This window comes from Maribacter ulvicola (genome assembly GCF_900155985.1).
Taxonomy (GTDB): domain Bacteria; phylum Bacteroidota; class Bacteroidia; order Flavobacteriales; family Flavobacteriaceae; genus Maribacter; species Maribacter ulvicola.
Genome location: NZ_FTMA01000001.1, coordinates 706,136 through 717,436, shown reverse-complemented (window position 1 = coordinate 717,436; position 11,301 = coordinate 706,136). Strand labels below are relative to the sequence as shown.

Annotated in this window: 12 protein-coding genes; 6 read left to right on the top strand and 6 right to left on the bottom strand. The window is 33.6% G+C overall.

What is annotated here, in order from left to right:
• Positions 1–61: 61 nt before the first annotated feature.
• A complete protein-coding gene (locus BW936_RS03115; RefSeq protein ID WP_076546853.1) occupies positions 62–985 on the top strand; it encodes a hydroxypyruvate isomerase family protein in 924 nt (307 codons plus the stop codon).
• A gap of 1,006 nt (positions 986–1,991) precedes the next feature.
• Here the strand turns inward: BW936_RS03115 and BW936_RS03110 are convergent.
• Positions 1,992–2,549: a hypothetical protein gene (locus BW936_RS03110; protein ID WP_143744048.1), complete on the bottom strand. Its 558-nt coding sequence runs from the start codon at positions 2,547–2,549 to the stop codon at positions 1,992–1,994.
• A 467-nt stretch (positions 2,550–3,016) separates the two neighbouring features.
• On the opposite strand from BW936_RS03110, the gene BW936_RS03105 reads away from it, so the two are divergent.
• Together BW936_RS03105 and BW936_RS03100 are read left to right on the top strand one after the other, a co-directional pair.
• A complete protein-coding gene (locus tag BW936_RS03105) occupies positions 3,017–3,751 on the top strand; it encodes a LytR/AlgR family response regulator transcription factor (protein ID WP_076546851.1) in 735 nt (244 codons plus the stop codon).
• A gap of 99 nt (positions 3,752–3,850) precedes the next feature.
• A complete protein-coding gene (locus BW936_RS03100; protein WP_244156158.1) occupies positions 3,851–5,740 on the top strand; it encodes a tetratricopeptide repeat-containing sensor histidine kinase in 1,890 nt (629 codons plus the stop codon).
• Here BW936_RS03100 and BW936_RS03095 read toward each other — a convergent pair.
• On the bottom strand, positions 5,733–6,302 hold the full coding sequence (locus BW936_RS03095; RefSeq protein ID WP_076546849.1) for a DUF3109 family protein: 570 nt from the start codon (positions 6,300–6,302) through the stop codon (positions 5,733–5,735). The genes BW936_RS03100 and BW936_RS03095 overlap by 8 nt on opposite strands.
• A 115-nt stretch (positions 6,303–6,417) precedes the next feature.
• On the opposite strand from BW936_RS03095, the gene BW936_RS03090 reads away from it, so the two are divergent.
• Both BW936_RS03090 and BW936_RS03085 read left to right on the top strand, forming a co-directional pair.
• Entirely contained in the window at positions 6,418–6,996 is a 579-nt protein-coding gene (locus BW936_RS03090; RefSeq protein ID WP_076546848.1) for a MarC family protein, read from the top strand.
• A 36-nt stretch (positions 6,997–7,032) separates the two neighbouring features.
• Positions 7,033–7,236, top strand: a complete 204-nt coding sequence (locus tag BW936_RS03085; RefSeq protein ID WP_076546847.1) for a hypothetical protein — start codon at positions 7,033–7,035, stop codon at positions 7,234–7,236.
• Here the strand turns inward: BW936_RS03085 and BW936_RS03080 are convergent.
• The 4 genes from BW936_RS03080 to BW936_RS03065 form a co-directional block, all read right to left on the bottom strand.
• Positions 7,233–8,858, bottom strand: coding sequence for a S41 family peptidase (locus tag BW936_RS03080; protein WP_076547943.1), 1,626 nt, complete (start codon positions 8,856–8,858; stop codon positions 7,233–7,235). The genes BW936_RS03085 and BW936_RS03080 overlap by 4 nt on opposite strands.
• 14 nt (positions 8,859–8,872) lie before the next feature.
• Positions 8,873–9,310, bottom strand: a complete 438-nt coding sequence (locus BW936_RS03075; RefSeq protein ID WP_076546846.1) for a deoxycytidylate deaminase — start codon at positions 9,308–9,310, stop codon at positions 8,873–8,875.
• Between the two features lie 74 nt (positions 9,311–9,384).
• Positions 9,385–9,969, bottom strand: coding sequence for a HupE/UreJ family protein (locus tag BW936_RS03070; RefSeq protein ID WP_076546845.1), 585 nt, complete (start codon positions 9,967–9,969; stop codon positions 9,385–9,387).
• A gap of 21 nt (positions 9,970–9,990) precedes the next feature.
• Complete coding sequence (locus tag BW936_RS03065; RefSeq protein WP_076546844.1) at positions 9,991–10,731, bottom strand: TerB family tellurite resistance protein; 741 nt, start codon at positions 10,729–10,731, stop codon at positions 9,991–9,993.
• A gap of 131 nt (positions 10,732–10,862) precedes the next feature.
• Between BW936_RS03065 and BW936_RS03060 the strand changes: the two genes are divergently transcribed.
• Positions 10,863–11,273, top strand: coding sequence for a BrxA/BrxB family bacilliredoxin (locus BW936_RS03060; protein WP_076546843.1), 411 nt, complete (start codon positions 10,863–10,865; stop codon positions 11,271–11,273).
• The last annotated feature ends 28 nt before the right edge of the window (positions 11,274–11,301 follow it).

Below are 11,301 nucleotides of genomic sequence, written 5' to 3'. Positions count from 1 at the left end.
ATTCCATAGCCAAAAGCAATGAAATACTTGCATTTGGCTATTATCAATTATATAAATACTCATGAAAAGAAGAAGCTTTATTCAAAAATCTGCATTAACTACAAGTGCAATTTCCCTTGGTGGCACCCTATCATATGCAAATACCTTAGATTCCACTACAAAAGCTCACAAGTATAATTTAAAATATGCGCCTCATTTAGGTATGTTTAAACATCTTGCAGGTGAAGACCCAATTGACCAGCTGAACTTTATGGCTGATCAAGGTTATACCGCATTTGAAGATAACGGGATGCGTAATCGCCCGGTAGAACTTCAAGAAAAGATGGCGAAAACCATGAAAGAACGTGGTTTGGAAATGGGAGTGTTCGTAGCGCATGATATACACTGGAAAACTCCTAATCTTGCTTCTGGCGATAAAGTTAAAAGAGAAGAATTCTTAAATGACATCAAAAACTCTATTGAAGTAGCCAAGCGCGTTAATGCTAAATGGATGACTGTTGTACCAGGCCATGTAGATCTAAATCTTAGAATGGGCTACCAAACCGCTAATGTGGTAGAAAGCCTAAGGCAAGCGTCTGCTATTTTAGAACCCCATCAAATTACTATGGTCTTGGAACCTCTTAATTTTAGAAATCATCCCGGGCTATTTTTGACGGATTCTCCACAAGCATTTGAAATCTGTAGAGCTGTAAACTCTCCTTCTTGTAAAATTTTGTTTGACATTTACCACCAACAAATTCAAGAAGGAAACCTAATTCCAAACATGGAAGCTTCTTGGTCAGAAATAGCCTATATACAAATAGGAGATAACCCTGGTAGAAATGAACCTACCACCGGCGAAATCAACTATCATAATGTGTTTAAATGGATTCATGAAAAAGGGTTCAACGGCGTACTTGGTATGGAGCACGGTAATTCTAGAGGAAATAAAGAAGGTGAGCTAGCCGTTATTGAAGCTTACAAAAAGGTTGATAATTTTCTATAGTCCAAAACAAAACCAACCATTGACTGCATAGAGAAACTTGCATTTCATCGAAAAAATATAATTATTCGATGAAATGCATATTTTAAACGTAAGAATTTACTTACTTTTTTGTTATTTTGTGTATGTCCCCATACCTACAAGCAATATTCGTCTATGCCGGTTTACTTCTGGCTTCAAAATTATCTTTTTATATCTACAAAAAGAGTAAACATTATTCTTTTGAACTGTTTAAACAAAGACTGATCCACCAATGGTCTAGCTTAAAAAATATTCTGAAAATGGCTTTTTAAAATATTTTTTTGATAAAACTATTAAGTTTCCTTGATCCAAAATCAAAGATTACTCGTATATAACTTATACTTTATTGTTTAGTCTATGGAAAATTACATCACAATATTAATGATATATGCAGCTGCACTACTCTTTACAATAGTATTAAGACCATATATCAAAAACGATAAATAAAAATCCCCTTACTTAACCTCGGCTTAGCCGTTTATAAAAAAGACCCCTAAATATCGGGTCTTTTTTGTTTTACTATTACTATCAAAACAACAATTTAGTTCCTAGCCAATTATCAACTAATATCCTTACCATACCGTGGGCATATACCATTGGGGTACACCCTCCTCACATTGAATATAAGACATTTTAAAAATTAATACGTAAGTATCTAGCCTTTACCTTTTAATGATCAAGTAAATATTTATATCTACTTTTTTAACTATCAGCTCTATAGATGAAATTAATGGAAAAAACATATTAATTGAAGTAACCCAAGGCACGAAATTTGAAATTATCCTAGGTGTAAAAAAATGTACGGCCCCACTAATGTCTCTTTTTTTTTGAAAAATGCCCACCAAGTCTAATAAAGGTAGTTCCCCCGAAACCTTTTCTTAGAATGTAATTTTACGACAAGTCGTAATAATACTATTTTGGCGCTCAAACATTAGATATAAGATAACATACACTACCCTATAAAGAACCGTACTAACTTTTATTTTATTTAAACTTTAACAGCTGCATTAAAAGAACCTTTTACATTCAATAATTCTCCTTCTGCATTTTGCAATTGTACTTCTAACTTACCATCAACCTTGTTAGAAAAACTTTCTGTAATAATTATATCGCCAGATTTTATAAAGAAAGGTAGTTCGCTTACCTCCCGTAAATCTGCAAAACCATAAACCCCACTAAAATTATTCATTAAGCGGTTTAAGTTTTTAATTTTATATTTACCCTCAGGCAATCCTTGACTTCCTTTCGCCTTAGATGCAATTACAAATTCTAACGTTTGTATTTTTTTATCATCACAGGTATTAAAAATCAATAGTAACTTATCTGTTTTATTTCCAAACTTATCTACTTCCGTTTTATTTTGAAAATTCGCCACACCATTTAAATGAAAACTTAATTTGCCATCAATATTAAAGCTGCAAGTACCTTTATCCAGCCTTAACTTTTCAAAATCTCTCTTTGAAGCACCTGCTAATAAAATCAACGGTATAAAACCGAAGCAAAACATTTTAAGGGGTTTACCCAAAATCTGTATAATATATAGCATGATTATTAAAAAATTTTATTGTTATGGTTTGGTCATATCATGTTCTTGAACCTTAATTGTAAGCGATACATTTTAATTAACCCTCTTTTCATTTGACAAAATTTGAAAGGCCTATAATAAAATCACTATCAATGATACCAGTATAATGCATTCTCACATGTCACCTATACTTACAACATATTAAAGTTCTTTGCTAAAGATAAATTTATGCTTAAAACTGTTCATCCTATTTTGTATAACCTGCCCCTTTTTATGTATAAACGGAACACAAATAATTTAAAACTTAACCATAGAAAATATTTAAAGCTTAATTCTTTCTTTTTGTTATATGGAATAATAGCAACAACGCCTTTAGTCCAAAATATACCGATTACACCACAATCACATCCATTGACACAAATTAATTAGTCAAAAACTTTACAAGCGCCTAATTTTTCATAACTTTCTTGATTGATAGCCCAATTTTTATGATACAAGCTGTAATTGTTGATGATGAAATAAAAGCACTTCAAAGCTTAACTTGGGAGCTTACTAACTTTAGTGATGAAATCAACGTGGTAGCCTCGTTTACTAATCCCAACGAAGCCCTAGCTTACCTAGAAAAACATACTCCGGACTGCTTATTTTTGGATATAGAAATGCCCACTATGGATGGTTTTCAATTCATTAGAAAGCTCACAAATAAAAGTTTTCCCGTTGTTATAACCACGGCTTATAACCAATATGCTCTGAAAGCAATAAAGAGCCAAGCATTAGATTACCTATTAAAACCTATAGATACCGATGATTTAGAAGAAACTATTGTAAAAATTAAAAAATATCATAGTAAGAACTTCTCCGTCGAAAATCTTGAAATGGCACTCTTAAATTATAACTCCAGGGCAGTGCACAAACGCATTACCCTTAATACCGATGGAAAATTATTATTCTTAGAAAGTAATGAAATTTTATATGCAGAATCTGACGGCAACTATAGTACTATATTTTTAAGTGACGGTCAAAAAATTGTACTTACTAAAAAATTAAAAGAAGTGAATGAATTATTACCTTCGGATTCATTTTTTAGAATTCACAATTCATATATTATCAATTTAAATAAAATAAAGGAATTTTTGAAGACCGATGGGTATGTAGTCCTAAAATCTAATCATAAAATACCGGTATCCAGACAAAAAAAATCTGATTTTTTAGACATGTTATAAATCATTAAATTGGTTGTAACATAATACTTAAGCTTTTTCCATAAACGTATAGTGCATATATTCAGGTACAAAATTCTTTTTTTTCTTCTGTACACTTTTGTGTTTTCACACGACGGTAATTCTCAAGACATACCACCACGTTTACAGGACCGTGTGGACAGTTTGTTGGTTGTAACACCGCAAACATGTCAAGAGATAGATAAATTGCTAGGCACTTTTAACATTGACAGTACTGCATTACGATATATTGAACAAAGGTCATTATCTAAAAAGTACTATACAGGACAGGCATATGCCCTAAATAACCTAGGTGATATTTACCGCAACCAATCTTCATATTCAAAATCACTTGACCTTTACCAAGAAGCACTAAAAGCGTCTGTAGATGCCGACAATATTGAATGTAAAGTTTATAGCCTTAACATGATCAGTACTGTATATAGACATACAGACGCCTTCAACTCTGCTTTGGACTATAGCCAAGATGCACTAGAGTTAGCCGAAACTGTAACAAACCCAAGCACAGGTCTAAAACGGAGTATCATAATAGCTTTAAATAATATTGGTGGTATTTACCAAATGCTTGAGCAATATGAACTAGCCATTGAGAAGTATGAAAAAGCAATGTTCCTAGAAAAGGAGCTAAATGACAAATTAGGTTTAGCCATAAATCACCTCAACTTAGGAGAGTGTTATGAATCTCAAGGTAAACTTGAACCAGGCTTAAAAAACTTTAGAAAATCAATGGTCTATTATGAAATTATAGACTCTAAAACTGGCAAGATAAAATGCAATTATAACATTGCGCACATATATGTTCATCAAGGTAAGATACAAGAAGCGATACGTATTTTACAATCCAATTTATTAAAGGCTATTTCTCTAAACGAATATAAAATAATCACCAATATATACATTAATTTAGGCTGGGCCTTCATTAGACAGGAAAATTACGATGCCGCAGAAACCAATTTAGAATCTGGTCTAGCACTTGCCGAAAAATATGAACTCAATGCCGAAAAAGCAGATTCCAATAAATTCTTGTCTGAACTTTGGATCAAAAGGGATGATTATGAGAAAGGCATGAAATACTTTAAAGAATCTAAAAAATATGAAGAACGTATAACAAAGTCACTCAACATAAGATATGTAAATGACATGATTTTAAGGTATGAATCTCAAATTAGAGCAAACCAACTAGAACGTCTTGCCCAAGAGAATGAATCTGTACGTTTAAAATTGAAAAAGAATAAGACCATGCTTATCATCATTGGTATTTTCTTAATTCTATTGATAGGTATCCTTTATATTCTATATCGTCAGAGTCAACTAAATGCCGACAAAAAACTTTTGACACTGGAACAAAGTATGCTACGTAGTCAAATGAATCCGCATTTTTTATTCAATTCACTTAATTCAATCAAACTATATATTATAAATAATGAAAAGAAAAATGCTGTTCATTATCTAAATAAGTTTTCCAAACTTGTGCGTAAAATATTGGAAGCCTCATCGCAACGAGAAATCTCATTGGCAGAAGAACTTGAAACGGTAGAATTATACATGAATATTGAAAATATTAGGTTTTCTAATGAAATCAACTTTAATGTTCATATAAAAGATGACCTAGACACCCATCAAATTAAAATTCCTTCTCTTATTCTACAACCCTTTTTAGAAAATGCATTATGGCACGGTCTTTCCTCTAAAGATGGTTTAAAAAACATAGACTTAGAAATTGCTAAAGGTAAAAACGGATTTATAGAAATAATTATTACAGACAACGGTGTAGGTAGAGATGCTGCACAGAAAATAAAGGACAGTAAAATATTAAAAAGAAAATCTGTAGGTATAGATATCACCAAAGAAAGATTGGCTAATTTTTCACGGGACTATGAAAACTATTTTCATGTGGACATCATTGATAAATTTGACGAACACACCAACCCAATAGGCACACAGATCGTTATATATATCCCTACTATTTAAGATGATCCTTGGCCACCAATTCTAGTTCATTATACCAGGTTTCACCAAATTTTCTAATTAAACCTTCCTTTACGAATTTGTAAATTGGCACTTTTAACTCATCTCCCAAAGCACATGCCGAATCACAAATTTGCCATTTATGATAGTTAACGGCCGTCAGCTCTGTATACTCACGCACCCGTATGGGGTATAAATGACATGAAACCGGTTTTTTCCATGTAATTTCTCCTTGGTTATACGCTTCTTCTATACCACATTTAGCAATCTTCTTTTCATCAAAAACAACGTAGGCACATTCACTACCATTTACCAAAGGGGTTTCCCATTCACCATCTTCACCCTTAACAAAAGCACCTTGTTCTTCAATGACCGCAATACCTTCGGGTCTTAAAAATGGTTTAACCTTTGCATAGATATCTACCATAATCTCAGTTTCTGAATCTTCTACAGGCGCACCTGCCTCACCATCAACACAACAACCACCTTTGCATGCACTAAGGTTACACACAAAATCGTTTTCTATTATTTCTTCAGATACTATGGTTTTCCCTAATTGAAACATAACCTAATTTAGAGGGCGCAAGATACATTTTTTATAAAATATAGGTCTCAGAAAATTATAACAATAAATATGCAAATGCATATTTATAAACGTAAATTTGCAAAAAACTTGAAAGATGGGTTTTCATTTTGATTTAAGAGAGATAGCAACCGCCAGTATGGTGCTATTCGCCGTCATTGATATTTTAGGAAGTATTCCCATTATCATTGGTCTTAGAAAAAAAGTAGGTCATATACAGTCTGAAAAAGCCTCTGTAGTTGCCGCAGTAATTATGGTAGCCTTTCTATTTCTAGGAGAAGAAATATTAAATTTAATAGGAATCGATGTTAATTCCTTTGCTGTAGCAGGAGCTTTTATTATTTTCTTTTTGGCCATTGAAATGATTTTAGGTATCACACTATACAAAGATGATGAACCGGAAAGCGCATCTATTGTACCTATTGCATTTCCTTTAATTGCAGGTGCAGGTACACTTACCTCGTTATTATCGTTAAGGGCAGAATATTTTGTTGAAAATATTATCGTTGCCATTATTGTTAATATTGTCTTCGTATTTATAGTGTTAAAATCTTCTGTTAAGATTGAGCGTATGCTAGGTAAAAACGGAGTAAACGTTATTAGAAAGGTATTTGGAGTAATTTTAATGGCTATAGCTGTTAAATTATTCACCACTAACATTAATGAACTTTTCTAGGCCACTAGAAGGTTGTATTTTTATAAAAACAAATTTATGAGCAAGACGTTATCTATAATTTTCATAGTAATTGCAGTAGCACTTATAGCCTATAATGTAACTCTAGTAAATTTTTCTGATCCATTTGAAAAGAATAGTACCATAGCTTTAATAGGAATTATGGCATCATTATGCGCCATTGTGCTTCTTTTGGTGTTCGTTACCAGTAGAAAGATTCAAGATAAAATAAACAAAGATTAATCATTGATCTTAATTTCAGTAGATTCTTTTTGTTGCGCTATGCCATTATCTAGTTCTAAGACCTTTTGAAGCATAAGGTCTTCATCAGCTTTAATTTTAGCGTGTATATTAGCATTGAACAACTGTTCTGCTATATTGGCCTTTAAAAACCTTTTTATACTTTCCTCATAATCGTAGAAATTCATTCTTAGATCTCTATTTACAGAATACTGGACAAATCTTTCAAAGAGAATATCATCTACTTTAAAATCGTTCACAAACTCTTCTTGGGTATATTGAGCATATCTTTCTCGATCTTCATCTAAATGTTCAAAGACGAAAAAGGATAAAAAACCTAGGTTATCCATACTCTCAACAGCTTCTTCTTCATTGCTGCCAATGGGCACGAATACATCGGGGATAATACCACCACCGCCGTAAACAATCTTTCCTTTTGGAGTAACAAACTTTAAAGAATCCGCTACCTTAATGCTATCAACAGAAATCATTTCACCACTATGGAACCGGTCTGTAAAACGCTGATAATAGTCTTTAGTCCCGTTAGCATAGGTTTTTTGAATACTTCTACCTGTGGGCGTATAATATCTAGAAACCGTAAGCCTTACCGCAGAGCCATCACCCAAAGCCATTTCACGCTGTACCAAGCCCTTACCAAAAGATCTACGGCCAACAATAGTTCCTATATCATTATCTTGCAATGCACCTGCTACTATTTCACTAGCAGAAGCAGACCTTTCATTGATCAATACATAAATTGGCTTGTCTTCAAAGCTACCGTCATCTGTAGCATAACTCTTGTTGATCTTTCCTTTCTTGTTCTTGGTAAATAAAATTAGCTTACCATCTTCTAGAAATTCATCTGCCATTTCCTCGGCCATACCTAAATAACCACCAGGATTATCACGCAGGTCCAACACCAATTTATTAGCTCCACGCTTTTGCAATCTTAGCAAAGCATGTTTAAATTCTTTATAAGTGGACTCTGCAAATCGGTTCACCTTTATATACCCAATGTCTTTGGTAAGCATATAATAAGCATCAACACTTTTTAGGGGAACAATACCACGATTTACCTTAACATTAAAGGTTCTATTTTCAGATTTTCTAAATACAGTTAAATTTACGGAAGTACCTTCTTTACCTTTTAATTTCTCTACAATAATTTTACTTGGAAAATCTTTCCCGAATAAAGTATCATTATCTGCCATAAGGATACGATCTCCTGGTAAAATACCCTTGGAGTAACTAGGTCCGTCTTTAACTGTTTTAATAACCGCAATGGAATCTTTATAAGCGTAAAAGTTGATACCGATACCCACAAAATCTCCTTTCATGTTTTCTGTTACACCAGACAACTCCTGTTCTGAAATATAAACCGAATGAGGATCTAGTTTTTCTAGGATACTGTTTACCGTTACATCTACAATACTATCGGTATTTACATCATCTACATACTCATAATCAATGTAATCTATAAGTCTGTTGAGTTTATCTTTTTTTGAATTAGTAGAAAAAAGACGTTCTGGAGAATCATTAAAATTCAGTTTTCCACCAATAAAAAACCCTAATGCAAGCGCAGAAGCGATAATTAAAGGAAATAGAGCACTGTATTTTTTATTCATCATTAGAGTAAACGTTAGTTAATAACATTTATTTCTGGCATATGTTGTAATTCAACTCCTGCCTTTGCTAAAAATTGTAAACCTGAATCATCTTTGTATCCTACTTGATACACCACACGTTTAATGCCAGATTGGTGTATTAACTTACTACATTCTCTACAAGGTGATAAAGTGATATATAATGTAGCACCTTGACAAGATTGGGTAGATGCTGCCACTTTCAATATGGCATTGGCCTCAGCGTGTAAAACATACCATTTGGTATATCCCTCGTCATCTTCACAATAATTTTCAAAACCGGTTGGGGTGCCATTATATCCGTCAGAGATAATCATTCTATCCTTGACGATTATGGCTCCTACTTGCTTTCGCTTACATGATGAAAGCATACCCCATTCTTTAGCCATTCTTAAATAGGCCCTATCATATTTTAACTGCTTTTCTTTGTTCATTTACGGTAAGCTTTTAAACCCAAGGTACCTGCTTTGGTTAGTACCGACAATATCTTAGGCTAAACTTTAACAATCTAAAAGGGAAATGTTTCAAATAACAATGGTAGTGTAATTAGTATTATGAGACCACTACCTATGGCAACAAATATGCTTTTTTTGACCTTCAAAAGCCTTTGAAATATAGAAGCCAAAATCAATACCAGCAACACCACTACCACCTGAGAAAGTTCTATTCCGCCAGCAAAGCCCAATAAAGGGGCTAACTTATCTTCTTCTCCCATAATCATCATCTTAAAATAATTTGAAAATCCGAAACCATGAATTAATCCAAAAAATGCGGTAGCCCATACATGAAACCAAATAGTCCTATTTTCATTTTCAGTTCTGTAATCTACCAAATTGAAAATAGCGGTCGCTACAATTGTCACAGGGATCAAGAACTCGATCCAACTTGCTTCTACAACTAATATTTCATACACTGAAAACACGAGAGCCAAGCAATGGGTAAATGTAAATACCGTAGCTAACAGTAAAACTTTCTTCCAACTATTAAACGTAAAAGGAAGCGTCAGCGCTGCCAAAAAAAGGATATGATCATATGCATTAATATCTAATACATGCTGTAAACCTAATGTTACATAAAACCAAAATTCTTGCATAATAAAATCTATTTTAAGTATTTAATTTAATCCACGTTCTTTTTGAATAGTCTCATATGCCGCTTGAACTTGTTTAAATTTCTCCTCAGCACCTTTTTTTATGGCCTCATCTTGTGTATTTACCCTGTCTGGATGATATTTCTTAGCCATTTCCCTATAGGCCTTTTTAACTTCTGCATCTGTAGCAGATTTCTCTACATCTAAAATTTTATAAGAGTTGTTCGCAGATTTTACGAACATGGCCTTTATACTTTCAAATTCATTTAGCGATACCCTAAGATAGCCGGCTATTTCTCTAATTTTTTGTATTTCAGGATTACTGATGCTACCGTCTGCCTGTGCAATACCAAACAAAAAATGAAGCAACTGTAACCTGACTTCATAGCGTGTACGTTGTGCCAAAAATGTACATACGCTTTGTGCGGATATTTGTCCTTTTTTATTGATTTCATTAAAACTTCTAAAAATAGCATTAGCCTTGTCCTTACCGTAAGTACTAACAAAATACTGGCGCACATAATCCATTTCTGACCGGCTTACTTGCCCGTCTGCCTTAATAACAATAGAACAAAGTGATAGCAGGTTCAATTCAAAATCCGCAGCGGTAACATTTGGTCTTGTATAGTCCTCAAATATGCTACGTGCATTGCCTTTATTAGACCCAAAAAAACTATCAATAATACTTCCGGCAAAAAAACCTAATACTGCTCCGGACAATCCTCTTAAAAAAAAGCCTACTACAGCCCCCAACCATTTAATCATTTCGTATTCTCAATTTTGCCAAAGATAAAATATTACCCTTAGAAAGTTAGACGAATGAAAAGTTAAGGTCTGAGCGAGTGCTGCGACTAATTGATTATCTTTGTAATAGTTTAATTTAAACATTTAAAAATATGTACCCTGCGGAATTAGTAAAACCAATGAGAGAAGATCTGGCCTCTGCCGGATTTCAAGAATTATATACAGCAGATGCAGTTGCAAATGCCATTAATAAAGAAGGAACCACTTTAGTAGTTGTAAACTCTGTTTGTGGTTGTGCGGCAGCAAATGCAAGACCTGCAGCTAAAATGAGCTTGCAAAACGGTAAAAAACCAGATTATGCAGTTACTGTATTTGCTGGTGTAGATAAAGAGGCAGTTGATGCTGCAAGAAACCTTATGGTGCCCTTCCCTCCTTCTTCTCCATCTATGGCATTGTTCAAAGATGGTGAATTGGTTCACATGATTGAACGTCACCACATTGAAGGAAGACCAGCGGAAATGATCGCTCAGAATTTAGCGCAAGCTTACGATGAGTTTTGCTAAAGTGTATAGCTTAGGCTAATTTTCAACA

What these genes read in the sequence shown, in the direction of transcription:
- BW936_RS03115 (WP_076546853.1), top strand. Translation starts at nt 62, where the DNA reads ATGAAAAGAAGAAGCTTTATTCAAAAATCTGCATTAACTACAAGTGCA.
- BW936_RS03110 (WP_143744048.1), bottom strand. Translation starts at nt 2,549, where the DNA reads ATGCTATATATTATACAGATTTTGGGTAAACCCCTTAAAATGTTTTGC.
- BW936_RS03105 (WP_076546851.1), top strand. Translation starts at nt 3,017, where the DNA reads ATGATACAAGCTGTAATTGTTGATGATGAAATAAAAGCACTTCAAAGC.
- BW936_RS03095 (WP_076546849.1), bottom strand. Translation starts at nt 6,302, where the DNA reads ATGTTTCAATTAGGGAAAACCATAGTATCTGAAGAAATAATAGAAAAC.
- BW936_RS03090 (WP_076546848.1), top strand. Translation starts at nt 6,418, where the DNA reads ATGGGTTTTCATTTTGATTTAAGAGAGATAGCAACCGCCAGTATGGTG.
- BW936_RS03085 (WP_076546847.1), top strand. Translation starts at nt 7,033, where the DNA reads ATGAGCAAGACGTTATCTATAATTTTCATAGTAATTGCAGTAGCACTT.
- BW936_RS03080 (WP_076547943.1), bottom strand. Translation starts at nt 8,858, where the DNA reads ATGAATAAAAAATACAGTGCTCTATTTCCTTTAATTATCGCTTCTGCG.
- BW936_RS03075 (WP_076546846.1), bottom strand. Translation starts at nt 9,310, where the DNA reads ATGAACAAAGAAAAGCAGTTAAAATATGATAGGGCCTATTTAAGAATG.
- BW936_RS03070 (WP_076546845.1), bottom strand. Translation starts at nt 9,969, where the DNA reads ATGCAAGAATTTTGGTTTTATGTAACATTAGGTTTACAGCATGTATTA.
- BW936_RS03065 (WP_076546844.1), bottom strand. Translation starts at nt 10,731, where the DNA reads ATGATTAAATGGTTGGGGGCTGTAGTAGGCTTTTTTTTAAGAGGATTG.
- BW936_RS03060 (WP_076546843.1), top strand. Translation starts at nt 10,863, where the DNA reads ATGTACCCTGCGGAATTAGTAAAACCAATGAGAGAAGATCTGGCCTCT.